General features: G+C 73.5%; 18 protein-coding genes and 1 pseudogene. 15 read left to right on the top strand and 4 right to left on the bottom strand.

Features of this window, described 5'->3' with window-relative positions:
• Nucleotides 1-32 precede the first annotated feature (32 nt).
• A complete protein-coding gene (gene hflX / locus IF43_RS0124590) occupies nt 33-1520 on the top strand; it encodes a GTPase HflX (protein WP_030204505.1) in 1488 nt (495 codons plus the stop codon).
• Nucleotides 1521-1620: 100 nt separating this feature from the next.
• On the opposite strand, the gene IF43_RS0124585 is transcribed toward hflX, so the two are convergent.
• Nucleotides 1621-2841, bottom strand: a complete 1221-nt coding sequence (locus tag IF43_RS0124585; protein WP_030204503.1) for a serine protease — start codon at nt 2839-2841, stop codon at nt 1621-1623.
• A gap of 220 nt (nt 2842-3061) precedes the next feature.
• Here IF43_RS0124585 and IF43_RS36860 point away from each other — a divergent pair.
• The 5 genes and pseudogenes from IF43_RS36860 to IF43_RS0124560 all read left to right on the top strand — a co-directional run bounded on the left by IF43_RS36860 (nt 3062) and on the right by IF43_RS0124560 (nt 11291).
• Nucleotides 3062-4635: pseudogene (locus IF43_RS36860) on the top strand (diaminobutyrate--2-oxoglutarate transaminase family protein).
• Nucleotides 4632-6626: an IucA/IucC family siderophore biosynthesis protein gene (locus IF43_RS0124575; protein WP_234332519.1), complete on the top strand. Its 1995-nt coding sequence runs from the start codon at nt 4632-4634 to the stop codon at nt 6624-6626. Before IF43_RS36860 ends, IF43_RS0124575 begins: the two are co-directional and overlap by 4 nt.
• Nucleotides 6627-6644: 18 nt before the next feature.
• Complete coding sequence (locus IF43_RS0124570; RefSeq protein WP_030204499.1) at nt 6645-7328, top strand: GNAT family N-acetyltransferase; 684 nt, start codon at nt 6645-6647, stop codon at nt 7326-7328.
• A 41-nt stretch (nt 7329-7369) separates the two neighbouring features.
• On the top strand, nt 7370-9211 hold the full coding sequence (locus IF43_RS0124565) for an IucA/IucC family siderophore biosynthesis protein (protein ID WP_030204498.1): 1842 nt from the start codon (nt 7370-7372) through the stop codon (nt 9209-9211).
• A 109-nt stretch (nt 9212-9320) separates the two neighbouring features.
• Nucleotides 9321-11291: an ATP-dependent DNA helicase gene (locus IF43_RS0124560; protein ID WP_030204496.1), complete on the top strand. Its 1971-nt coding sequence runs from the start codon at nt 9321-9323 to the stop codon at nt 11289-11291.
• A 172-nt stretch (nt 11292-11463) separates the two neighbouring features.
• Here the strand turns inward: IF43_RS0124560 and lexA are convergent, their stop codons facing one another.
• Nucleotides 11464-12255: a transcriptional repressor LexA gene (gene lexA, locus IF43_RS0124555; RefSeq protein ID WP_030204489.1), complete on the bottom strand. Its 792-nt coding sequence runs from the start codon at nt 12253-12255 to the stop codon at nt 11464-11466.
• A gap of 542 nt (nt 12256-12797) precedes the next feature.
• Here lexA and nrdR point away from each other — a divergent pair.
• The 9 genes from nrdR (at nt 12798) to IF43_RS39815 (ending at nt 22011) form a co-directional block, all read left to right on the top strand.
• Nucleotides 12798-13310 carry a transcriptional regulator NrdR gene (nrdR, locus tag IF43_RS0124550; protein WP_030204484.1) on the top strand — a complete coding sequence of 171 codons (513 nt, stop codon included), beginning with the start codon at nt 12798-12800 and terminating at the stop codon, nt 13308-13310.
• Nucleotides 13311-13476: 166 nt separating this feature from the next.
• Nucleotides 13477-16359 (top strand): vitamin B12-dependent ribonucleotide reductase, encoded by a 2883-nt coding sequence (locus IF43_RS0124545; RefSeq protein WP_030204482.1) that lies wholly within the window; start codon nt 13477-13479, stop codon nt 16357-16359.
• Between the two features lie 189 nt (nt 16360-16548).
• The gene (locus IF43_RS0124540) at nt 16549-17244 is read left to right on the top strand and encodes a DUF6215 domain-containing protein (RefSeq protein ID WP_051796013.1); all 696 of its coding nucleotides are present in this window, start codon (nt 16549-16551) and stop codon (nt 17242-17244) included.
• Nucleotides 17245-17311: 67 nt separating this feature from the next.
• Nucleotides 17312-18133: an arylamine N-acetyltransferase gene (locus tag IF43_RS0124535; protein WP_078910416.1), complete on the top strand. Its 822-nt coding sequence runs from the start codon at nt 17312-17314 to the stop codon at nt 18131-18133.
• A 33-nt stretch (nt 18134-18166) separates the two neighbouring features.
• On the top strand, nt 18167-18772 hold the full coding sequence (locus IF43_RS0124530) for a YdbC family protein (protein ID WP_030204474.1): 606 nt from the start codon (nt 18167-18169) through the stop codon (nt 18770-18772).
• Between the two features lie 92 nt (nt 18773-18864).
• A complete protein-coding gene (locus IF43_RS0124525; RefSeq protein ID WP_030204473.1) occupies nt 18865-19524 on the top strand; it encodes a histidine phosphatase family protein in 660 nt (219 codons plus the stop codon).
• Nucleotides 19525-19535: 11 nt separating this feature from the next.
• Nucleotides 19536-20444: an ADP-ribosylglycohydrolase family protein gene (locus IF43_RS0124520; RefSeq protein WP_030204471.1), complete on the top strand. Its 909-nt coding sequence runs from the start codon at nt 19536-19538 to the stop codon at nt 20442-20444.
• Between the two features lie 113 nt (nt 20445-20557).
• Complete coding sequence (locus IF43_RS0124515; protein ID WP_030204469.1) at nt 20558-21259, top strand: ribonuclease HII; 702 nt, start codon at nt 20558-20560, stop codon at nt 21257-21259.
• A 59-nt stretch (nt 21260-21318) separates the two neighbouring features.
• Entirely contained in the window at nt 21319-22011 is a 693-nt protein-coding gene (locus IF43_RS39815; RefSeq protein ID WP_030204468.1) for a hypothetical protein, read from the top strand.
• A gap of 187 nt (nt 22012-22198) precedes the next feature.
• Here IF43_RS39815 and IF43_RS0124505 read toward each other — a convergent pair whose 3' ends face one another.
• Nucleotides 22199-22834, bottom strand: coding sequence for a hypothetical protein (locus IF43_RS0124505; protein ID WP_030204466.1), 636 nt, complete (start codon nt 22832-22834; stop codon nt 22199-22201).
• 224 nt (nt 22835-23058) lie between these two features.
• The gene (locus IF43_RS0124500) at nt 23059-25218 is read right to left on the bottom strand and encodes an ATP-dependent DNA helicase RecQ (protein ID WP_030204463.1); all 2160 of its coding nucleotides are present in this window, start codon (nt 25216-25218) and stop codon (nt 23059-23061) included.
• Nucleotides 25219-25286 lie beyond the last annotated feature (68 nt).

The raw sequence follows: 25286 nt of genomic DNA, 5'->3' as shown, positions 1-25286 counted from the left end.
GTTTTTCGAATCCGTAACGACGTAAGGATCCAATGACCTCCTCTTCGTACCCTTCCCAGGACGCGCGGGACGCGCGGAGCTTCAGCGAGAGCCTTCGGGCCGATGCCCTGATGGAAGAGGACGTCGCCTGGAGCCACGAGATCGACGGTGAGCGCGACGGCGAGCAGTTCGACCGTTCCGAGCGCGCGGCCCTGCGCCGCGTCGTGGGCCTCTCCACCGAGCTCGAAGACGTCACCGAGGTCGAGTACCGGCAGCTGCGACTGGAACGGGTCGTGCTGGTCGGCGTCTGGACCACCGGGACCCTGCAGGACGCGGAGAACTCCCTCGCGGAGCTCGCCGCGCTGGCCGAGACGGCCGGCGCCCTCGTCCTCGACGGTGTCTACCAGCGCCGCGACAAGCCCGACCCGGCCACCTTCATCGGTTCCGGCAAGGCCCTGGAGCTGCGCGACATCGTCCTGGAGACCGGCGCCGACACGGTCATCTGCGACGGTGAGCTCAGCCCCGGCCAGCTCATCGCCCTCGAGGACGTCGTCAAGGTCAAGGTGGTCGACCGGACCGCCCTGATCCTCGACATCTTCGCGCAGCACGCCAAGTCCCGAGAGGGCAAGGCACAGGTCGCGCTCGCGCAGATGCAGTACATGCTGCCGCGGCTGCGCGGCTGGGGTCAGTCGCTGTCCCGGCAGATGGGCGGCGGCAAGGGCGGCGGTCTCGCCACCCGTGGCCCCGGTGAGACCAAGATCGAGACGGACCGGCGCCGGATCCGCGAGAAGATGGCGAAGATGCGCCGGGAGATCGCGGAGATGAAGACCGGCCGCGACATCAAGCGGCAGGAGCGCCGGCGCAACAAGGTGCCCTCCGTCGCGATCGCCGGCTACACCAACGCCGGCAAGTCCTCCCTGCTCAACCGTCTCACCGGTGCCGGCGTGCTGGTGGAGAACGCACTGTTCGCCACCCTCGACCCGACCGTGCGCCGGGCCGAGACGCCCACCGGCCGGGTGTACACGCTCGCCGACACCGTCGGCTTCGTGCGCCACCTGCCGCACCACCTCGTCGAGGCGTTCCGCTCCACGATGGAGGAGGTCGCCGACTCCGACCTCATCGTCCACGTGGTCGACGGCTCGCACCCGGCCCCGGAGGAGCAGCTGGCGGCCGTCCGCGAGGTCATGCGCGACGTCGGCGCGGTGAACGTGCCCGAGATCGTGGTGATCAACAAGGCGGACGCGGCCGACCCGCTGGTCCTGCAGCGCCTGCTGCGCATCGAGAAGCGCTCCATGGCGGTCTCGGCGCGCACCGGCGAGGGCATCGCGGAACTGCTCGCCCTCATCGACGCCGAGCTGCCGCGCCCGGCGGTCGAGGTCGAGGTGCTCGTGCCGTACACCCGGGGCGCGCTGGTGGCCCGGGCGCACGCCGAGGGCGAGGTGATCTCCGAGGAGCACACCCCGGAGGGCACCCTGCTCAAGGCGCGGGTGCACGAGGAGCTGGCGGCGGACCTGGCACCGTACGTGCCGGCCCACGGCTGACCGGCCGCCCCGCCGCGAAGCACCGGACACGGCGAAGGCCCGCCCCCGTCAGGGGGCGGGCCTTCGCCGTTTCATGCCGGCCGCGGTGCGACCGCACCCGCTAGCGGGCGAACTTGCCGCTCACCGCGTCGAAGACGCCCTTCGCCTCGCTGCCCAGCCGCGGACCGGCCAGCCAACCCGCCGTCACCGGGCCGATGGAGGTGTTGGACACCAGCGCCCGGTTGCCGTCGCGGTCGGTGGCCACCCAGCCGCCGCCGGAGGAGCCGCCCGTCATCGTGCAGCCGATCCGGTACATCACCGGGGCGCCGTCGCGCAGCGACAGGCGGCCCGGCCGGTCCGTGCACTGGAACGCCTTCTGGCCGTCGAACGGCGCGGCCGCCGGGTAGCCCGTGGCCGTCATCCGCGCGATCTTCGGCACGGCGGGGGCGTTGAACTCCACCGGCAGCGCCGAGCCGACCGTCTCCTCCAGCGACTTGCCGGTGGCCTTCTCCGGCGTCACGTGGATCACCGCGAAGTCGTACGGCGCGCCGGCGCCGCCCGTCGGGCCGCCGCCCGCGATCCACTGGTCGGAGGTCTGCGCCCAGTCGCCCCACCACACGCCGTACGGGGCGACCTCGTCGCGGGTCGCGCCCTTGAGGCGGGCGGCGGACCGGCCCGCGTCGTTGTACGACGGCACGAACGCGATGTTGCGGTACCAGCCGCCGTCCTTGCCCGCGTGGACGCAGTGACCGGCCGTCCACACCAGGTTGGACCTGCCGGGGTGGGCCGGGTCCGTGACGACGGTGGCCGAGCAGACCATGGAGCCCTCGGGGCCGTCGAAGAAGACCTTGCCGGCCTCCGGGACGCTCTGGTGGTACGGCGCGTCGACCGCGCTCGCCGGCACGCGCGCCGGGGTCGGGTCCGTCACGCCCTGGTCCTTGCCGAGGTCGGGGTCGGCCACCGGCCGGTCGGGCTGCTTGGCCCGGCCCATCCGGTCCGGGTCCCACAGGTCCTCGATGATCGGGTTGACGAAGTCCTGGGCCTCCCGCAGCCACTTGTCGCGGTCCCAGTTCTTCCAGGCGCCGCCCCGCCACTTGTCGAGGTCGAGGCCGTGCTCCTTGAGCTTCTTCTTGATGTCGTCCGGGATCTTGATGCCTTCGGCACCACCCGCCGGAACGCTCGCGGCGGCCGTGGGCTGGCCGTCGGCCTCGTCGGACCCGGGGCCGCAGGCACCCGCGGTCAGCGCGAGGGCGGCGCACAGCCCGGTGGCCGCGAGGATCCGGGATCCGCGACGGGAGCTTCGCCCGTTCTGGGTGGCGGAGGCCGGTCGGATCGGTCGCATGTGTTCAGTCCCCCTGGTGCTTCGAGGCGTGGAGTGCAGCCCCCCACTATGCCGCTGCGTTCGGGGACGGCGTAGGCCGGGTCCGCGGTTCCCGACGGCACCGACCGTGGGGAGCAAGGAAGTTCGCCGCGACCCGTGATCCCGGGCGGTCCGCGTCGTTGGTACGTACGGGGGAACGCACGCACGGACGACCGGCGCTGCCGGACCGTGTGCCCCCGCCGTGCCAACTGCCATCCAGGCGAGAGCCGTTCACCCGGGAGGACCGACAGCCGTGGCCGTGACCGAGCAGGCCCTCCCCGAACGGACAGCCGAGCCCACCGGCCCCACCGGTCCGGCCGGCGCCGAACCCGCCGCCGGCCCCACCGGCGCCGAACCCGCCGCCGGTGCCGAGGCCCCGGGCCCCGCCGGCGCCGGAGTCCCCCGTCCCGACGGCCCCGAGGGCGTCCTGCGCCGCCAGTCCCTGCGCGAGTCCGCCGCCCGCACGTACGCCCGCTCGCTGCCCATCGTGCCGGTACGCGCCCGGGGCGTGACCATCGAGGGCGCCGACGGCCGCCGCTACCTCGACTGCCTCTCCGGAGCCGGCACCCTCGCCCTCGGCCACAACCACCCCGTGGTCCTCGAAGCCGTCCGCAAGGTGCTCGACTCCGGCGCGCCCCTGCAGGTCCTGGACATGGCCACCCCGGTCAAGGACGCCTTCACCACCGAGCTGTTCGCCAACCTGCCCCGCGAACTGGCCGACGACGCCCGGGTGCAGTTCTGCGGACCGGCCGGCACCGACGCCGTCGAGGCCGCCCTCACCCTCGTGCGCACCGCCACCGGCAACAGCGGACTGCTCGCCTTCTCCGGTGCCTACCACGGCATGACCACCGGATCCCTCGACGCCTCCGGCGGCGCCCCCCGCGGCCGGGTCACCCGGCTGCCCTACCCGCAGGACTACCGGTGCCCCTTCGGTGAGGGCGGCGAGCGCGGGGCCGACCTGTGCGCCCGCTGGGCCGAGAGCCTCCTGGCCGACCCCAAGGGCGGGGTCCCCGCCCCCGCCGGCATGCTCGTCGAACCCGTCCAGGGGAGGGCGGCGTCATCCCCGCCCCCGACGGCTGGCTGCGCCGCATGCGCCGGCTGACCGCCGCGCACGGCATCCCGCTGATCGCCGACGAGGTGCAGACCGGCGTCGGCCGCACCGGCGCCTTCTGGGGCGTCGACCACTCCGGGGTCGTCCCGGACGTCATGGTCCTGTCCAAGGCCATCGGCGGCAGCCTGCCGCTGGCCGTCGTCGTCTACCGGTCCGCGCTCGACCAGTGGCGGCCGGGCGCGCACGCCGGCACCTTCCGCGGCAACCAGCTCGCCATGGCCGCCGGCACCGCCACCCTCGCGTACGTACGGGAGAACCGCCTCGCCGACCGCGCGGCCGCTCTCGGCGCGCGCATGCTGGCCGCCCTGCGCGACCTCGCCGGCCACCACCCCCGCATCGGCGACGTCCGCGGCCGCGGCCTCATGCTCGGGATCGAGCTGGTCGACCCCGAGGCCGGGGCGGCCGCCGGCGGGCCCCCGCCCGCCGACCCGGCCCTCGGCCTCGCGGTCCAGCGGGAATGCCTGAGCCGCGGCCTGATCGTCGAACTCGGCGGCCGCCACCGCAGCGTCGTACGGCTCCTGCCCCCGCTCACCCTCACCGACGAGCAGGCCACGGCGGTCCTCGACCGGCTCGCCGACGCCGTCGCCGTCGCCTGCGCCGCCGCCGACGGCGCCCGCAACCGGTCCGGAAGCCATCCGGACCCCTCTGCCAAGGAACTCCAGTGAACTCCAGTCCCACACCCGAACCCCCCGAAGGACAGCCGTCCCAGCCGTCCCTCCCGCACCAGCAGCACGGCCAGGCCCACCCGTCCCTGGGTGGCCAGGCCCTCCCCACCGTCCAGGACGGGTCGCCCCTCCCCGGGCAACCCGCCCAGGCCGCCCCACCGGCCACCGTTCCCCGCCAGCTCGACGGGATCGCCCTGCACCGGGTCGCCGGCGCCCCGGCCGCCACCCCCGCCGGACCGGCCCCCCGGGCCGGTACCCCCGGCGACCTGCCCGACCCGCTCGACCACAAGGACCCCGCGCTCGCCGCCGAGGCCGCCGCCGTCGAGAGCCTGCTGCGCTGCTGGGTCCGCGAGACCGGCCGCACCCGACCCGACGCCGCCGTCCTGCGCATCCCGCTGCCCGCCTCCGGCACCGCCCTGCTGGTCCCCGTACGCCACTGGTCGGAGACCGGCTGGCACCGCTTCGCCCCCGCCCGGCTGGCCAGCGCCCCCGCCGACGCCCCCGCCCTCGACGCCGTCACCCTCGCCGGGCTGCTCGTCCGCGAGGGCGGCGGCCGGGGCGGGGCGGACCTCGTCGGCCGGGTCGCCGACTCGGTGCGCCGGACCGCCGACTTCATCGCCGACCGGCGCGAGCACCCCACCCCGCCCGGCCGGTACGACCCCTTCCTCGCGGCCGAGCAGTCCCTGCTGCTCGGCCACCCCCTGCACCCCACCCCCAAGAGCCGCGAGGGACTCTCCGAGGCGGAGGTCCGCACCTACTCGCCCGAGCTCTACGGCGCCTTCCCCCTCCACTGGATGGCCGTCGACCGCGCGGCCCTGGCCACCGAGTCGGCCTGGACCGAACGCGGCCGCACCGTCTCCGCCGCCACCCTCCTCGCGCGGCTCGCCCCCGGACTGCCGTGCCCGCCGGGCACCACCCCGCTGCCCCTGCACCCCTGGCAGGCCCGCGAGCTGCGGAACCGGCCCGCCGTCCGCGCGCTCCTGGACGCCGGACTGCTCCACGACCTCGGCCCGTACGGCGACCCCTGGTACCCCACCTCCTCCGTGCGCACCGTCCACCGGCCCGGCGCCCCCGCCATGCTCAAGCTCTCCCTCGGCCTCCCCATCACCAACTCCCGCCGCGAGAACCTCCGCAAGGAACTGCACCGCGGCGTCGAGGTGCACCGCCTGCTGCGCTCCGGGCTGGCCCGCGAATGGACCGCCCGGCACCCCGGCTTCGACATCGTGCGCGACCCCGCCTGGGTGGCCGTCGACACCGCCGACGGGCAGCCCGTACCCGGCCTCGACGTCCTGCTGCGCCACAACCCCTTCGGGCCCGGCGACGACGCCGTCTGCGTCGCCTCCCTCACCGCCCCGCGGCCGTGGCCCGGGCGCGACACCATGACCTCCCGGCTCGCCGAGACCGTCACCCGGCTCGCCGCACGCACGGGGCGGTCGCTCTCGGCCGTGTCCGCCGAGTGGTTCCTGCGCTACCTCGACCACGTCGTCCGGCCCGTCCTCGCCTTCGACGCGCTGGCCGGCATCGCACTGGAGTCCCACCAGCAGAACACCGTCGTCGTGCTCTCCCCGGAGGGCTGGCCCGCCGGCGGCCGCTACCGCGACAACCAGGGCTACTACTTCCGCGCGTCCCACCGCGAGGCGCTGGAGGCGCGGCTGCCCGGGATCGGCGCGCGCAGCGACACCTTCGTCTCCGACGAGGTCACCGACGAGCGGTTCGCCTACTACCTCGGCATCAACAACGTGCTCGGGCTGATCGGGGCGTTCGGCTCCCAGCGGCTGGCCGACGAGCGCGTGCTGCTCGCCGCCTTCCGCCGCTTCCTCACCCACCACGCACACCTGGGGCCGCTGCCCGCCCTGCTGCTCGACGCCCCCACCCTGCGCTGCAAGGCCAACCTGCTCACCCGCCTCAAAGGCCTCGACGAACTGGTCGGCCCGGTCGACACCCAGTCCGTCTACGTGACCGTAGCCAACCCCGTCCACGACCCCAGCTGAAGCGGAGGAGCCCAGCCCATGACGCCCACCGACGCCGGTGCCCCGGCCCTCTCCGCACCCACCGAACGGAGCGGGGAGGACACCCTCGAACTGCGGGTCCCCACCGAACTGCTCGCCCTGCTCGCCGAGGCCGACCTGCTCGACTCCCCGGCCACCTGGGGATCCGCCACCACGCCCGCCGGCCGCTTCGAACTGGCCCCCGTGCGCCTCGACCGCGACCTCGCGCTGCCCACCCGCTGGATGAACGACCCCGCCGTGGCCGCCTTCTGGCACCTGACCGGATCCCACCAGGTCACCGCCGCGCACGTGCGCGCCCAACTCGAAGGGGACGGCCGCAGCATCCCCTGCCTCGGCCTGCTCGACGGCACCCCCATGAGCTACTGGGAGGTCTACCGGGCCGACCTCGACCCGCTGGCCCGGCACTACCCCGCCCGCCCCCACGACACCGGCCTGCACCTGCTCATCGGCGAGGCCGCCGACCGCGGCCGGGGCCTGGGCGCCGTACTGCTGCGGGCCGCGGCCGACCTGGTGCTCGACAACCGGCCGCGCTGCACCCGCGTCGTCGCCGAACCCGACGTGCGCAACACCGCCTCCGTGTCCGCCTTCCTCAGCTCGGGCTTCCGGCTCTCCGCCGAGCTCGACCTGCCTGACAAGCGCGCCGCCCTGATGGTGCGGGAGCGGGCGCTGCGCACCCTGCTCTGAGCGCTCTGCGTCACCCGTCCCGCCCCCGACCGAGGAGCCCCGTGCCGACCTTCCCCACGCCCCACGAAGCGGACCGGCCCGCGACGCCCACGACCCCCCAGTGCCCGCCCGAACTCAACAGCGCCACCTGGGAGGCCGCGGGCCGCCGGATGCTGGCCAAGATGCTCGGGGAGTTCGCCTACGAGGGCCTGCTCGACCCCGTCCCGGCGCAGGGCCGGGACGCCTGGACCCTGCCGCTCGACGCGGGCTGCGGCACCCTCGGCTTCCGCGCGCGTCGGGGCGCGTACGACAGCTGGCGGGTCGACCCCCGCTCGCTGACCCACACCCCGGCGGGCGCGGGGGCGGCCCCGGTGGAGTTCTTCGACCCGCTGCGGTTCGTGGTGCTCGCCCGGGAGCTGATCGGCCTGGACGGCGCCACCCTCGGGCACCTGCTGCGCGAGCTCGGCACCACCCTGGCCGCCGACGCCCGGCTCGACCACACCGCACTGACCGCCGACGTCCTCGCCGACCTCGACTACGCCGCCCTCGAAGGTCACCAGACCGGGCACCCCTGGCTCGTACCCAACAAGGGCCGGCTCGGGTTCTCCGCCGCCGACACCGCCGCCTGGGCCCCCGAGGCCCGGCAGCGGCGCCGGCTGCCCTGGCTCGCGGCCCACACCTCGATCGCCGCCTACCGGGGCACCGGCGGCCTCGCGGAGCCCGAGCGGCTCTACGCGCGCGAGCTCGACCCCGCCACCAGGGCCGGCTTCGACCGCGAGCTGCGGGCCCGGGGGCTGGACCCGGCCGGCTACCTCTACCTGCCCGTCCACCCCTGGCAGTGGGACGAGGTGGTGCTGCCGCTGTTCGCCCCCTGGCTGGCCTCCGGGCAGCTCGTCCCGCTGCCGGCGGACCCCGACCTGCGGCTGCCCCAGCAGTCCGTCCGCACCTTCCTCAACGTCGCCCGGCCCGAGCGCCACACCGTCAAGCTGCCGCTGTCGGTGCTGAACACCCTGGTCTGGCGCGGCCTGCCCACCGAGCGGACCCTCGCCGCGCCCGCCGTGACCGCCTGGGTGCACGGGCTGCGCGACGCCGACCCCTTCCTGCGCGACGACACCCGGGTCGTGCTGCTCGGCGAGGTGGCGTCGGTCACCGTCCGGCACCCCTTCTACGACGACCTGCCCGAGGTCCCGTACCAGTACCGGGAGCTCCTCGGCGCGATCTGGCGCGAGCCCCTGACCGGCCGGCTCGACCCGGGCGAGCGGGCCCGGACGCTGGCCTCCCTGCTGCACGTCGACCCGCGCGGGCGGGCCTTCACGGAGGAGCTGGTCGCCCGCTCGGGACTGGCGCCCGCCGTCTGGCTGCGCCGGCTGTTCGGCGCGCTGCTGCCGCCCCTGCTGCACTTCCTCTACACGTACGGCACCGTCTTCTCGCCCCACGGCGAGAACGCGATCGTGGTCTTCGACGAGCACGACGTGCCGGTGCGGCTCGCGGTCAAGGACTTCGTCGACGACGTGAACGTCAGCGCCGAGCCGCTGCCGGAGCGGGCCGGGATGCCGGCGCAGGTGGCCGAGGTGCTGCTCACCGAGCCCGCGTCCTTCCTGCCGCAGTTCATCCACTCCGGACTGTTCGTCGGCGTCTTCCGCTACCTCTCGGCGCTGTGCGCGGAGCGCCTGGAGGTACCGGAGGGCGAGTTCTGGTCGCTCGTGCGGGCCGAGATCATCCGCTACCAGGAGCGGTTCCCGGAGCTCAAGGAGCGGTTCGCGCTGTTCGACCTGCTCGGGCCGCGGATCGACCGGCTGTGCCTGAACCGCAACCGGCTGCACGCCGACGGCTACCGTGACCGGCCCCGGCGGCCGCACGCGGTGGTCCACGGGACCGTGCCGAACCCGCTGCACCGGCCGTGACCAGGGCGTCCGCCCCGGCCGGAGGACGGCCGAAGACCGCCGGTGGGGAGCCGGCCGGGCCCGCGACCGTCACGGGCTGTCGGCGGCGCCGCGTAGGGTTGTCGGTGCTATGACGAAGCCCTCACTCCCCGACCTGCTGCACGCCGCCGTCACCGCCGTCGGCGGCACCGAGCGGCCCGGCCAGGTGGCCATGGCCGAAGCCGTCGGCGAAGCGATCGACGAGCAGTCGCACCGCCTCATCCAGGCGGGCACCGGCACCGGAAAGTCCCTCGGCTACCTCGTGCCGGCACTCGCCCACGGGGAGCGCGTGGTGGTGGCGACCGCGACGCTGGCGCTCCAGCGGCAGCTGGTCGAGCGCGACCTGCCGCGCACGGTGGACGCGCTGCACCCGCTGCTGCGCAGGCGCCCGGAGTTCGCGATGCTCAAGGGCCGCTCCAACTACCTGTGCCTGCACCGGCTGCACGAGGGCGCCCCCCAGGACGAGGAGGACGGCCTCTTCGACCAGTTCGAGGCCGCCGCCCCCACCAGCAAGCTCGGCAAGGACCTGCTCCGGCTGCGCGACTGGGCCGACGAGACCGAGACCGGCGACCGGGACGACATGACCCCCGGCGTCTCCGACAAGGCCTGGTCGCAGGTGTCGGTCTCCTCGCGCGAGTGCCTGGGCGCGAGCAAGTGCGCCTACGGCGCCGAGTGCTTCGCCGAGGCGGCCCGCGAGCGCGCCAAGCTGGCCGACGTGGTGGTCACCAACCACGCGCTGCTGGCCATCGACGCCATCGAGGGCGCGCCCGTCCTGCCGCAGCACGAGGTGCTGATCGTCGACGAGGCGCACGAGCTGGTGGGCCGGGTCACCGGCGTCGCCACCGGCGAGCTCACCCCGGGCCAGGTGAACCGGGCGGTCAAGCGCGCGGCGAAGCTGGTCGACGAGAAGGTCGCCGACTCCCTGCAGACCGCCTCCGAGGGCTTCGAGCGGGTCATGGAGCTGGCCCTGCCGGGCCGCCTGGAGGAGATCCCCGAGGACCTCGGGTACGCGCTGGCCGCCCTGCGGGACGCGGCGCGCACGGTGGTCTCGGCGCTGGGCACCACCCGGGACAAGTCCGTCCAGGACGAGGACGCGGTGCGCAAGCAGGCCCTCGCGTCGGTGGAGAACGTGCACGACGTCGCCGAGCGGATCCTGGTCGGCTCCGAGTGGGACGTGGTCTGGTACGAGCGGCACGACCGCTTCGGAGCGACCCTGCGCGTCGCCCCGATGTCGGTGTCGGGCCTGCTGCGCGAGAAGCTGTTCTCCGAGCGCTCGGTCGTCCTGACCTCGGCCACGCTCAAGCTGGGCGGCGACTTCAACGGGGTCGGCGCCTCACTGGGCCTGGGCCCCGAGGGGGTGGAGGGCGAGGACCTGCCCGAGTGGAAGGGACTCGACGTCGGTTCCCCGTTCGAGTACCGCAAGCAGGGCATCCTGTACGTCGCCAAGCACCTGGCCACGCCCGGCCGGGAGGGCACCCGCGGCGACATGATGGACGAGCTGGCCGAGCTGATCGGCGCGGCGGGCGGGCGCACGCTGGGGCTGTTCTCCTCGATGCGGGCCGCCCAGGCCGCGGCGGACGAGCTGCGCACGCGGCTGGACAACCCGATCCTGCTGCAGGGCGAGGAGACCCTCGGCGAGTTGATCAAGACCTTTGCCGGGGACCCCAGGACGTGCCTGTTCGGGACGCTGTCGTTGTGGCAGGGCGTGGACGTGCCGGGACCGAGCTGCCAGCTGGTGGTGATGGACCGCATCCCGTTCCCGCGGCCCGACGACCCGCTGATGAGCGCCCGGCAGAAGTCGGTGGAGGAGGCCGGGGGCAACGGCTTCATGGCCGTGGCGGCCACGCACGCGGCGCTCCTGATGGCGCAGGGCGCGGGACGGCTCGTACGGGCCTCCGGCGACCGGGGTGTGGTGGCGGTGCTGGACCCGCGGCTGGCCACGGCGCGGTACGGCGGCTTCCTGCGCTCCTCGCTGCCGGACTTCTGGTACACCACGGACCACAACCAGGTGCGGAAGTCGCTGGCGGCGATCGACGCGGCGGCGCAGGCCGACGGGAAGTAGCGGGCGGCGGACGACGGGAGCCGCCCGGCGGGAAGCGGCCGGCGGGCGGGGAAGCGGCGTGCGGGGAGCGACCCTGCGCGTCCGGGCATGACAGGACCCCGGGACCGGCGCAGTGGGTCCCGGGGTCCGGCTCAGGGAGAGCGGGTGGCGGACCCGCTCGTGAGGGGCGGGGTCAGACCCGCCGCAGGACGGCGACGACCTTGCCGAGGATGGTGGCCTCGTCGCCGGGGATGGGCTGGTAGGCCGCGTTGTGGGGGAGCAGCCACACGTGACCGTCCTCGCGCTTGAAGCGCTTCACGGTGGCCTCGCCGTCGAGCATGGCGGCGACGATGTCGCCGTTCTCCGCGACGGGCTGGCGGCGGACGGTGACCCAGTCGCCGTCGCAGATCGCGGCCTCGATCATCGAGTCGCCGACGACCTTGAGGACGAACAGCTCGCCGTCGCCGACCAGCTGGCGCGGGAGCGGGAAGACGTCCTCGACGGACTCCTCGGCCAGGATCGGGCCGCCGGCGGCGATCCGGCCGACCAGGGGCACGTACGACGCGGCGGGCTTGCCGGCGGTGTCGGTGGGCTGCGTGCTGGGCTGGTCCGAGCCGCGGACCTCGTACGCCCGCGGGCGGTGCGGGTCCCGGCGCAGGAAGCCCTTGCGCTCCAGTGCCATCAGCTGGTGGGCCACGGAGGACGTGCTGGACAGGCCGACGGCCTGGCCGATCTCGCGCATCGACGGTGGGTACCCGCGCCGCTGCACCGAGTCCCGGATGACCTCGATGACCCGCCGCTGCCGGTCCGTGAGCCCCGAACTGTCCGCGCGGATGCCGGGAGGTCGGCCGGGCAGCGAGCGTGCGGGCCGCATCGTGTCCGGGTCCGGAGTCATGGCTGCGTCATTCATGGCGTGCACCGGCTCGAGTCGGCTCTGGGAGCGGTTCTGGGCAGTGATGGTGGCACTGTCTGCGGTGGTGGTCACGTCGGCCCCTCTCGAAATGCGCTTGCTCTCCCTGGCTGGACAACGGTAGTAGCTTTCGAAAGGTTGCGCCAAACACACGTTCGAGTGAAAATTCGCAGTTCACCGGACGTGATCACATGACGAGGTGTATGGGCGATCAACACACCGAACGCCGGTTCGGTGGTGAATCCGCTCATTACGGTACCCCTCCCGGTCGGACCGCGGCCGTCGGGGGCTGGGCCCAGTGTGGCACCGGCAGTCCCGGAATCCGTGGACCGGCCCGCCTCCTTGTAGGCTCGGGAGTCGCCCCCCACCCCTCCGCGGCACTGTCCGCAGCTGTCCGGATCCGTACGGTCGCGGGCGACACGCCGTAGCGGCGATTTTCGGCCGCAACCCAAGATCTAGTGGTTGGATTGGCGCGGCCACCCAGTGGTTGTGTTCGGCCGGGCCGACAGAGTCCTCCGGATCGCATATGCTGGTGGCTGCTTCGAGAGCCCCGGCAGGGATCTGCCCGGTGGTGCTCCGAGGTGATTCAGTCGTGCCATGAGGGAGGGATCGGAGCCGTGCACTGCCCCTTCTGCCGGCACCCCGACAGCCGCGTCGTCGACAGCCGCACCACCGACGACGGCACGTCGATCCGCAGACGCCGTCAGTGCCCGGACTGCTCCCGCCGCTTCACCACGGTGGAGACCGCGTCACTCATGGTGATCAAGCGATCGGGCGTGACCGAGCCCTTCTCGCGCACCAAGGTCATCTCCGGCGTGCGCAAGGCCTGTCAGGGACGTCCGGTGACCGAGGACGCCCTGGCCCAGCTCGGCCAGCGGGTCGAGGAGGCGGTGCGGGCCACCGGGAGCGCCGAGCTGACCACGCACGACGTGGGTCTGGCCATACTCGGCCCGCTGCAGGAGCTCGACCTGGTCGCCTACCTGCGCTTCGCGTCGGTCTACCGCGCTTTCGACACCCTGGAAGACTTCGAGGCCGCCATCGCCGAACTGCGCGACCGGCGTCCTCCCCATGAAGAGGCCGCGGCCGCGGAGACCGTCCAGGTCCCCGAGCCCGCCTCCGCCGCCGACTGACCCGGCCGGCCGCAGAGCGGCCGGTTCGGTCGGGCGAAGGACACAGACCTGTCCGCGGGGCACCGTGCCGCGGGCGAACAGCTACAGCAGACACACACCGTGCCAACGGATTCGGAATTTCGCGGGCACTTTAGGGCGTTTTTGCCCGTATATGGGAGGCAGCGGCATGACAGAGACGGCGAGCGGTCCGGCACGTGGTTCCCGCGCCAAGGGAGCCAAGGCGGCGAGCAAGGGCCTGCGTATCGAGCGCATCCACACCACCCCCGGCGTGCACCCGTACGACGAGGTGGTCTGGGAGCGTCGTGACGTCGTCATGACCAACTGGCGCGACGGCTCGGTGAACTTCGAGCAGCGCGGCGTCGAGTTCCCCGACTTCTGGTCGGTGAACGCGGTCAACATCGTCACCAGCAAGTACTTCCGCGGCGCGGTCGGCACCCCGCAGCGCGAGACCGGTCTGAAGCAGCTGATCGACCGGATCGTGAAGACGTACACGAAGGCCGGCGAGGAGTACGGCTACTTCGCGACGCCCGCGGACACCGAGATCTTCGAGCACGAGCTGACCTACGCCCTCCTGCACCAGATCTTCAGCTTCAACTCGCCGGTGTGGTTCAACGTCGGCACGCCGCAGCCCCAGCAGGTCTCCGCCTGCTTCATCCTGTCCGTCGACGACTCCATGGAGTCGATCCTCGACTGGTACAAGGAAGAGGGCATGATCTTCAAGGGCGGCTCCGGCGCCGGCCTGAACCTCTCCCGCATCCGCTCCTCCAAGGAGCTCCTCTCCTCCGGCGGCAACGCCTCCGGCCCCGTCTCCTTCATGCGCGGCGCCGACGCGTCCGCAGGAACGATCAAGTCGGGCGGCGCCACCCGCCGCGCGGCCAAGATGGTCGTGCTCGACGTGGACCACCCGGACGTCGAGGACTTCATCGCCACCAAGGTGAAGGAGGAGGAGAAGATCCGCGCGCTGCGCGACGCGGGCTTCGACATGGACCTGGGCGGCGACGACATCACGTCCGTCCAGTACCAGAACGCGAACAACAGCGTCCGCGTGAACGACGAGTTCATGACGGCCGTCGAGAACGGCACCGACTTCGGCCTGCGCGCCCGCATGACCGGCGAGGTCATCGAGAAGGTCGACGCCAAGGCGCTCTTCCGCAAGCTGGCCGAGGCCGCGTGGGCCTGCGCCGACCCGGGCATCCAGTACGACGGTGTGATCAACCACTGGCACACCTGCCCCGAGTCCGGCCGCATCACCGCGTCCAACCCGTGCAGCGAGTACATGCACCTGGACAACACGTCCTGCAACCTCGCCTCGCTGAACCTGATGAAGTTCCTCAAGGACGACGGCAAGGGCAACCAGTCCTTCGAGGTCGAGCGCTTCGCCAAGGTCGTCGAGCTCGTCATCACCGCGATGGACATCTCCATCTGCTTCGCCGACTTCCCCACCCAGAAGATCGGCGAGAACACCCGCGCCTTCCGCCAGCTGGGCATCGGCTACGCCAACCTCGGCGCCCTGCTGATGGCCACCGGCCACGCGTACGACTCCGACGGCGGCCGCGCGCTCGCCGCGTCCATCACCTCCCTGATGACCGGCACCGCGTACAAGCGCTCCGCCGAGCTGGCCGGCGTCGTCGGCCCGTACGACGGCTACGCCCGCAACGCCGAGCCGCACCAGCGCGTCATGAAGCAGCACGCCGACGCCAACGCCGCCGCCCCGCGCCTGGACGACCTCGACACCCCCGTGTGGGCCGCGGCCACCGAGGCCTGGCAGGACGTCATCCGCCTCGGCGAGAAGAACGGCTTCCGCAACTCCCAGGCCTCCGTCCTCGCCCCGACCGGCACCATCGGCCTGGCGATGTCCTGCGACACCACCGGTGTCGAGCCGGACCTGGCCCTGGTCAAGTTCAAGAAGCTCGTCGGCGGCGGCTCGATGCAGATCGTCAACGGCACCGTCCCGCAGGCCCTGCGCCGCCTGGGCTACCAGGAGGAGCAGATCGAGGCGGTCGTCGCCCACATCGCCGAGCACGGCAACGTGATCGACGCCCCCGGCCTGAAGACCGAGCACTACGAGGTCTTCGACTGCGCCATGGGCGAGCGTTCCATCTCCCCGATGGGCCACGTCCGCATGATGGCCGCGATCCAGCCGTGGATCTCCGGCGCCATCTCCAAGACGGTCAACATGCCGGAGACGGCGACCGTCGAGGAGGTCGAGGAGATCTACTTCGAGGCGTGGAAGCTCGGCGTCAAGGCGCTCGCGATCTACCGCGACAACTGCAAGGTCGGCCAGCCGCTCTCCGCCAAGAAGAAGGAGGACGAGAAGGCCGAGGTGACCGCCAAGACCGAGGAGACCATCCGCGCGGCGGTCGAGAAGGTCGTCGAGTACCGCCCCGTCCGCAAGCGCCTCCCGAAGGGCCGCCCGGGGATCACCACTTCCTTCACGGTCGGCGGTGCCGAGGGCTACATGACGGCCAACTCCTACCCGGACGACGGCCTGGGTGAGGTCTTCCTCAAGATGTCGAAGCAGGGCTCGACCCTCGCGGGCATGATGGACGCCTTCTCCATCGCCGTCTCCGTGGGCCTGCAGTACGGCGTGCCGCTGGAGACCTACGTCTCGAAGTTCACCAACATGCGCTTCGAGCCGGCCGGCATGACGGACGACCCGGACGTGCGGATGGCGCAGTCGATCGTCGACTACATCTTCCGCCGCCTGGCGCTGGACTTCCTGCCCTTCGAGACCCGCTCCGCGCTCGGCATCCACTCCGCCGAGGAGCGTCAGCGCCACCTGGAGACCGGCTCGTACGAGCCGATCGAGGAGGACATCGACGTCGAGGGCCTGGCCCAGTCGGCGCCGCTGGCCGCCGTCCCGGCCGCCCCGCAGCCCGTCGCCGAGGTCCCGGCGCCGAAGCAGGCGCACACCAACGCCGAGCTCGTCGAGATGCAGCTCGGAGTGAGCGCCGACGCCCCGCTGTGCTTCTCCTGCGGTACGAAGATGCAGCGCGCCGGCTCCTGCTACATCTGCGAGGGCTGCGGCTCCACCAGCGGCTGCAGCTGATACCGGACGTCCTGACGCCGCGGGCGCCTGACCGGCGCCGGTAGCGGAGCAGGGCTCCCCAAGGGGGCCGGCCCAAAGGGCCGGTCCCCTTCGGCATGCCAGGAGCCGTGCTTATGCGGTACCAGCTGGTAACCGGCACGGGTTAGGCTCCCCCGCGCGCATCGGGCGCGCACAGCAGGGGGGAAGCACGTGGCCGAGAGCCGGGCCGGAAGAACGAAGCAGAGGGTGAATGCGGGGGCGCAGGCCGTCGCGGCCGTGGTGCTGGTCGGGGGGCTGGCGGGCGGAATCTGGCACGTCCAGGGACAGAAGCGGGAGCGGGCGGAACCGGCCCCGCCCGCCGACTGCTCCCGCTCCCAGCGCGGCACCCTCCCCAAGGGGTACGTCACCGGCGCGCAACTGTGCGAGGCGCTGAACCGCCAGGACCTGCCGGTGCTGCTCGGTACCCCGGGCGAGCGGGCGGAGAACGCGTACGGCAGCGAGGGCTGGGTGGAGATGGCGGGCGACCAGAAGCTCGCCGCCCCGGAGGCGACGGTGCAACTGGGCACGTACGCCCTCAAGATCACGGCCTCGTACGACGACATGCCGGTCGCGGAGGCGGCACAACTGCTCGGGAACGGCGCCCAGGTGCAGACCGTGCTGGGGCACCAGGCGGTCGTCTCCACCGTCCAGGCCACCGCCGTCTCGTTCGACCTCGGGGCCGGCAAGCCCGAGACCGGCCCCGGCGGCCCGGCCCGCAGCCTGCTGGTCGCCGGCAGCGCCAAGGACCGGGGCGACTCGTTCGAGCTCGTCATCTGGCGCCGCGACGGCAAGTCCCCTGACGACCCGGCCCTGTTCCGCGTCGCCGAGAAGGTGCTGCCGACGGTCCCGGGCTGGACCGCGGGCTGAGACGTTCCTGCCCCGCCCCGCCCGCCGGGTGATGATGGGGGCCACGACGACCAACGGGGGGTTGACGATGTGGAGCAGTGAAGAGCTGGACCTGGACGCGTACCTGGCGCGGATCGGGTACGCCGGCGGGCTGGCGCCCACGGAGGAGACGCTGCGCGGAGTGCACCGGGCGCACGTACTGGCCATCGCCTTCGAGAACCTCGACGTGGCGCTGGGCCGGACGCCCGCGCTCGACGTGAAGGGCCTGCAGGACAAGCTGGTCCGGCGCCGCCGGGGCGGCTACTGCTACGAGCAGAACTCGCTGCTCGCGGCCGCGCTGGAGCGGCTCGGCTTCGACGTCGCCGCGCGCGGGGCCCGCAACCGCACCCGCGGCGACGTGTTGACCCCCGTCACCCACGCCGTCCTGGTCGTCGGCGCCGGGGGCCGGTCCTGGCTGGCCGACGCCGGGTTCGGGCACCAGGGGCCGCTGGAGCCGGTGCCGTTGGACGCGACCGGCGAGGTGCGGCAGGGCCCGTGGACGTACGCCCTGGGGCGGGAGGACGGGGGCCTGCACGTGCTGCGCGTCCTGCGCGGTGACGAGGGGTGGCGGGACCTGTACGCCTTCGGGCCGCAGGCCACGTACCCGGTGGACTTCATGCTCATGAACCACTACAGCGCCACCCACCCCCGCTCCCACTTCACGGGGCAGATCGTGGTCCAGCGGGTCGCCGAGGGCGAGCGGGTGGCGCTCGTCCGGGACGAGCTGACCCGGGTGCGGCCGCCGTGGACGGCCGACCGGCGAACCGCCGCGCCCGGCGGGCTGATCGCTCTGCTGGGAAGCGAGTTCGGCATCGAGCTGTCCGAGGCCGACGGGGCGGAACTCGTGCGGACCTACTGCGCGGGAGTCTGACCGGTGGCGCGCTGATCCCCGTACGATGGCGCGGTGCTGGTCAAGTGGATTCGCTGCACGGTGGTGGACCGCCGGGGGTTCGAGCGCGGGCAGCGGAAATGGGCGGGGCTGCCGGGGGAGCCGGGCTTCCGGGGACAGGGCGGCGGTTGGAGCCGCAGCCGCCCCGGGGTGGCGCACGTCTTCGCGTTCTGGGAGAGCCGGTCCTTCTACGACTCCTTCATGGCGCGCTCCCACGACCGGCTCGCCGCCGCGCAGAACGGCACGTACAAGGACGGGCGGGTCACGCTGTTCGACCACCGCTTCGACGTGAAGACCGGTTTCGAGCCGCGCTTCACGGACGCCGACGTGCTGCGGGTGGCCCACTGCAAGGTGCGCGAGGGACGGCTCGACCACTTCGCGCTGATGCAGGAGAAGGTGTGGAACCCGGCCATGGCGGGGTCGCCCGGGATGCTGCGCGGGCTGTTCGGCGAGGCGCCGGGCCGCGAGTTCATGGTGCTGTCGATGTGGCGGTCGGCCGCCGAGCACGGCAAGTACCGCGAGGAGCGGGTGGAGCGGCTGTCGCTGCGGGCCCAGATCGAGGCCGATCTGGAGGGGATCACCGGGGACGTGGTCGACCTGGAGCCGGCCTGGACCGTCTGACGGCCACCGTCGACCGGGCGGCGGCGGGCGCGGTGCGGGGGCCGGGGAGCGTCGTTTCGACGGTGCCGCCCTGCGCCGCTTAGGGTCGGGGGATGCCACGACCGCGCAGAATCGTTCTGCTCCGGCACGGGGAGTCCGTCGGCAACATCGACGACACCGTGTACGAGCGCGAGCCCGACCACGCCCTGGCGCTGACCGCGCTCGGCCGGGCCCAGGCCGTCGAGGCCGGCGCGCGGTTGCGCGAGACCTTCGGCGACGAGGGCGTGAGCGCGTACGTGTCCCCGTACCGCCGCACGCTGGAGACCTTCCGGGGCCTGCGGCTGGACCCCGGCCGGGTGCGGGTGCGGGAGGAGCCGCGGCTGCGCGAGCAGGACTGGGGGAACTGGCAGGAACGCGAGGACGTGCGGCTGCAGAAGGCCTACCGGGACGCCTACGGGCACTTCTTCTACCGCTTCGCCCAGGGGGAGTCCGGCGCCGACGTGTACGACCGCGTCGGGGCCTTCCTGGAGAGCCTCTACCGGAGCTTCGAGGCCCCCGACCACCCGCCGAACGTGCTGCTGGTGACCCACGGGCTGACCATGCGGCTGTTCTGCATGCGCTGGTTCCACTGGTCCGTGGCCGAATTCGAGTGCTTGTCCAATCCTGACAACGGCTCGTTCCGGACCCTGGTCCTGGGTCCGGACGGGCGGTATCGGCTGGATCGGCCCTTCGAGCGGTGGACCACACCCCAGCCATATGACCTGTGGGGCTAGAGTTACGCGGGATGACCCCTGACACCTCCCCCGACCGGCGCTACGCACGCGCCCTGGCCAGCCTTCGCGGGCTGGCGGTGGGTGACGCGCTGGGCTCCCAGTACTTCGTCCCCCAGAACTACCCGCTGCTCAAGCGCCACGAGCTGCCCGACGGCGACTGGCAGTGGACCGACGACACCGAGATGGCCTGCTCGGTGGTCGCCGTCCTGGCCGCGCACGGCCGCGTCGACCAGGACGCGCTCGCGGCCTCCTTCGCCGCGCACCACGACTTCGACCGCGGCTACGGCCCGGCCGTGAACCGCATGCTGCGCCAGGTCCGCGAGGGCGCGGACTGGCGGGAGCTGGCCGCCGCGTTGTTCAACGGCCAGGGCTCGTGGGGCAACGGCGCCGCCATGCGGATCGCCCCGCTCGGCGCCTGGTACGCCGACGACCCCGAGCAGGCCACCCACCAGGCGGAGATCTCCGCGTACACCACCCACCAGCACCGCGAGGCCGTGGTGGGCGCCATGGCGGTGGCCGCGGCGGCCGCGCTGGCCGCCGCCCCGGCCGGGCCCCCGACGCCTCAGGACCTGCTCGACGGCGTGATCGCGCTGGTGCCGCGCAGTGCGGTGGGCGCCGGCCTGCGGCGGGCCCGCGACATGCTGGACTACGGCGACGCGAGCACGGTCGCGGCGGTCCTGGGCTGCGGGCGGCGGACCAGTGCGCACGACACGGTGCCCTTCGCGCTGTGGTCGGCGGCCCGCTCGCTGGGCGACTTCGAGACGGCGTTCTGGACCACCGCGAACGTGGGCGGGGACGTGGACACGACGTGCGCCATCGTGGGCGGCGTGCTCGCCGGCCGGGGCACGGACGTCCTGCCCGACGTCTGGCTGGCCCGCACCGAGGCCCTGCCGGACTGGCTGCCCGCGACCCCTGCCTGAGGTCGGCAGACCGTTCCGGCCCCGCCCGCACGGTCGGCGGCACACCCGTGCGTGCAGGTCGCGGGGGGTGGGGTGTCGCGGGCGGTATCGGGCGGCGTAACCTATCTGGCGCCATGCCGTACGAAGCACCCACCCACACCGTCGAGCGCTCCCTCCGCGCAACCACCGGAGCCAAGGTCATCGCCGGGGTCGACGAGGTCGGACGAGGGGCCTGGGCCGGTCCGGTGACCGTGTGCGCGGCGATCACGGGACTGCGCCGCCCGCCCGAGGGACTGACCGACTCCAAGCTCCTCACCCCCAGGCGACGCGACGAACTCGCGCTCGTGCTCGAGGGCTGGGTGACGGCGTACGCCCTCGGCGACGCCTCCCCCGAGGAGATCGACGCCCTGGGCATGACGGCGGCCCTCCGGCTGGCCGCCGTGCGCGCGCTCGACGCGCTGCCGGTGCGCCCGGACGCGGTGATCCTGGACGGCAAGCACGACTACCTGGGCGCGCCCTGGCAGGTCCGTACGGTCATCAAGGGCGACCGGTCGTGCGTCGCGGTGGCGGCCGCCTCGGTCATCGCCAAGGTCCGCAGGGACCGGATGATGGCCGAACTCGGCCCCGACACAGAAGACTTCGCCTTCGCGGACAACGCCGGCTATCCCTCGCCGGTGCACCGTGCGGCTCTGGAGGTGCGGGGTCCGACCCCGTACCACCGGCTGTCGTGGTCGTACCTCGACGCGCTGCCGCAGTGGCGGCACCTCAAGAAGGTACGCAAGTCCGACGAGGCGCTGGAACTGGAAAGCGGAGGCCAACTCGGCTTCGATTTCTGATCGCACGTACGTACCACCATCCGGTATGACTCGTACCGGAGTTTGACAGACATCCACTCATGCCTCCTGAGGAGCCTCAGATTCACGAGAGTGCCCAGGGTCCCGCGGCGAACCCGGCCCCGAGCCGTTCCGCGCAGACCCCTCGTCCCGTACCTGGTCCGCGTCCCGCCGCCGCTCGGCCCGGGCGCCCCGGTCCCTCCCCGGCGGCGGCGAGCCGTGCGGGTGAAGCCCCCCGGCCCGCCCCGCCGGCGCCGCGCGTCCCGCAGCAGGCGGCCAAGCCCGCACCCCGCCCGGCGGCCCCCGTTCCGGCTGCTCCCGCCGTTCCCGCTGCGGCCGGCACCGCGCCGTCCGTCTCGACGGCCGTGCCGCAGGTCCAGCTGATCCCCGCTCCGGCGCAGGGTGCCCTCGACGCCGCCGAGGAGGCCGTGGACCTGCTGCTCGACAACGGTCGTGCGCCGGGCGACATCCTGGTGCTGACCACGGGTGAGGCGCACCCGTGGGCCGCGCACGAACTCACCTTCGGCGAGGCCTCGTACTGGGCGCAGCACGACGCCCGGGACGACGTCTTCTACGCGGACGCGGCGCAGGCCGAACGGGCGGCCGTCCGCCCGGTCGTGGTCGTCGCCGCCAACGGCGGGTCCGAGGAACTGGTCGCGCGGGCGCTGCCCGTGGCGCTGGGTCGGGCCGCGACGCTGCTGATCGTGTGCGGCGATCCGCAGCAGTTCAACTCCGTGCTGGGCGCGGGCGTCTGACGCCCTGTGGTCCCGCCGCCTCCGCCGGCGGGACCGCCCGGTGGGGCACTCCTCGGCGGGGCGCCCCACGGAAGGTCGGCGTACGGCGCCGCGGCGGCGGCCCGGGCGGCGGCCGCCTCGGCGGCGGCGCCGACCGCCTAGGCGGCCCCTCGCGATGACCGTCCGAGAGGCCGCTCGGCACGGGCGCTCAGCGCGCCGCGGTGCGGCGCAGGGGCTCGATCGCCCCGGGGCCCATGCGCGGGGTCAGGCGACCCGCGTCGGGGACCGACTCGGCCAGTCGCAGCGGGCGCGAACCGGCGCTGGGCTGACGGCCGCCGCGGCCCTCACCGAGCACCTGCCAGCCGCCGCGGGTCAGCGTCACGTACGCGCCGCAGCGCAGGCCGTGCAGGGTGCAGGCGTCGCGCAGGCCCCACATCCAGGCGCCGTCCTCCTCGGTCCAACGCTCGTCGCCGTCGCGGCAGAAGAGCAGGACCGCCGTGCGCACCGGCGTTCTTCGGCGCAGGTCGTGCGGGAGCACCCGACGCAGCCGGGACAGCAGCGCGTTCCGGTAGTCCCAGCCGTCGGCGGACGCGACCGCCTGGCTGAACGAGGCGCTCGCCACGAGCCGGTCCTCCGGCCCGAGCACGGCCACCACGGCGGTGCGCGGCACGGGGCTGTGGCGGGCGTACAGACCGGCGACGACCTCGCGCGGGTTGCGCAGCAGGGGGATGCCCGCCTCGGCCCACTCGGAGGGTTCCAGCAGACGGCCGTGGCCGTGGCGGCTGGTGTTCCCCGTGGCGTCGGATATCTGCGCGGCTGCGGACGGAGCGAATCCGAAGGTCACGGTCCTCCCTTCGGCTGGCGCCCGCGGACGGGCACGGACGAGTGCTGGCACGCCGCGGCGCAGCCCGAAGAAGGGCCGACGAGCCGGTGCGGGGGCACCCCAATTCTGGCGTGGCCCGTCAGTGTGCGGCAACGAGCATTTGACGTCACCGACCGGATTCGGTCGGTATGCCGTTCATATCCTTCCCCGATACGCCCTGTACACGCCGCTGTTGACGCAACGCCTTACTGCTGAACCGCAAGGACCAGCGGAAACACCCCTTCTGCGCCTGCCTTCCTGAGCAGTCGGGCGGCTACGGCGAGTGTCCAACCGCTCTCCGCGCGGTCGTCCACGAGCAGGACCGGACCACCCGAACCGGCCACGGCGTCCGCGAGTTCTCTAGGGACCGTCAAGAGCTGGTGCAGGGCCCTGACCCGCTGGGCGCTGTTGGAGGACGGCAGCCCGAACTCCGGGGTGTCGCCCGCGTACTCCACCGTGCCGAGGAGCGGCATCCGGCCGACCTCCGCGATGCGGGCGGCCAGCGAGCCGATCAGCTGCGGTCGGGTGCGGGAGGCCATCGCCACCACGCCCACCGGCCGGGGCGGGGCGTCCGGGGCGCCCGAGGCCCAGCCGCCCGGGCCGCGCGCCCAGTCGGCCAGCACGCTGACGACCGCCTGCGCGACATCGTCCGGCACGCGCACGTCCGGTGCCTGCGGGGCGAACATCGGACGCAGGCGGTTGCCCCAGCCGATGTCGGAGAGCCGGCCCAGGGCCCGCCCGGTGCCGGCCTGCTCGCCGGCCGGGATCCGCCCCTTGAGGTCCACGCCCACCGCCGGCAGGCCCGTCGGCCACATCCGGCGAGGCTCCAGCTCCACCCCGGGGCGGCTCAGCTCGCCGCGCGCGCTGTCCAGCGCCGCCTGCGAGACGTCCGCCGTGTACCGGGCGCCGGCGCAGTTGTCGCAGCGGCCGCACGGGGCGGCCTCCTCGTCGTCCAACTGGCGGCGCAGGAACTCCATGCGGCACCGGGTCGTGGCCGCGTACTCCCGCATGGCCTGCTGCTCCGCGGCCCGCTGGCGGGCCACCCACGCGTACCGCTCCGCGTCGTACGCCCACGGCTGCCCGGTGGCGGTCCAGCCGCCCTTCACCCGGTGCACCGCGCCGTCCACGTCGAGGACCTTGAGCATCGTCTCCAGGCGGGTGCGGCGCAGGTCCACCAGCGGCTCCAGCGCGGGCAGCGACATCGGGCGGTCGGACCGCGCCAGGACGTCGAGGGTCCGGCGCACCTGCTCCTCGGGCGGGAAGGCCACCGAGGCGAAGTACTGCCAGATCGCCTCGTCGTCGCGGCCCGGCAGCAGCAGCACCTCCGCGTGCTCCACGCCGCGGCCGGCGCGGCCCACCTGCTGGTAGTAGGCGATGGGGGAGGACGGCGAGCCCAGGTGCACCACGAAGCCGAGGTCGGGCTTGTCGAAGCCCATGCCCAGGGCGGAGGTGGCCACCAGCGCCTTCACCCGGTTGGCCAGCAGGTCCTCCTCTGCCTGCATGCGGTCCGCGTTCTCCGTGCGGCCGGTGTACGAGGCCACGGCGTGCCCGCGCTGGCGGAGGTACGCCGTCACCTCCTCGGCGGCGGCCACGGTGAGGGTGTAGACGATGCCCGAGCCGGGCAACTCGTCGAGGTGGTCGGCCAGCCAGGCCAGCCGGTGCGGGTTGTCGGGCAGCTGCAGGACCGCCAGGCTCAGGCTCTCGCGGTCCAGCGGGCCGCGCAGGACCAGCGCGTCGGTGCCCGCCCCCGTGCCCAGTTGCTCGGCCACGTCGGCCGTGACCCGGGCGTTGGCCGTCGCCGTCGTCGCCAGGACCGGGACCCCGGGCGGCAGGTCGGCGAGCATCGTGCGCAGCCGGCGGTAGTCGGGGCGGAAGTCGTGTCCCCAGTCGGAGATGCAGTGCGCCTCGTCGACCACCAGCAGGCCGGTGGCCGCGGCGAGCTTGGGCAGCACCTGGTCGCGGAACTCGGGGTTGTTGAGCCGCTCCGGGCTCACCAGCAGCACGTCGACCTCGCCCGCGGCGACCTCGGCCTGGATGGTCTCCCACTCCTCCGGGTTGGCCGAGTTGATCGTGCGCGCATGGATGCCCGCGCGCGCGGCCGCGTCCACCTGGTTGCGCATCAGCGCCAGCAGCGGCGAGACGATGACCGTCGGACCGCTGCCCCGGGCCCGCAGCAGGGACGTGGCGACGAAGTACACCGCCGACTTGCCCCAGCCCGTCCGCTGCACGACCAGCGCCCGGCGCCGGTCCGCGACCAGCGCCTCGATCGCGCGCCACTGGTCCTCGCGCAGCCGGGCGGTGCCCGACCGGTCACCGACGAGGCGGGCGAGTACGGAATCGGCCTGGGCCCTGAGGTCTGCGTTCATACCTCCATGCAACCCGATGCCGCTGACATCGCGCGAATGCCGCTCGGGCCTGTGGATAACGTTATCCA

Source organism: Streptomyces sp. NRRL S-87, from assembly GCF_000719335.1.
Lineage (GTDB): Bacteria > Actinomycetota > Actinomycetes > Streptomycetales > Streptomycetaceae > Streptomyces.
This window is presented reverse-complemented; position numbering and strand designations above follow the sequence as displayed.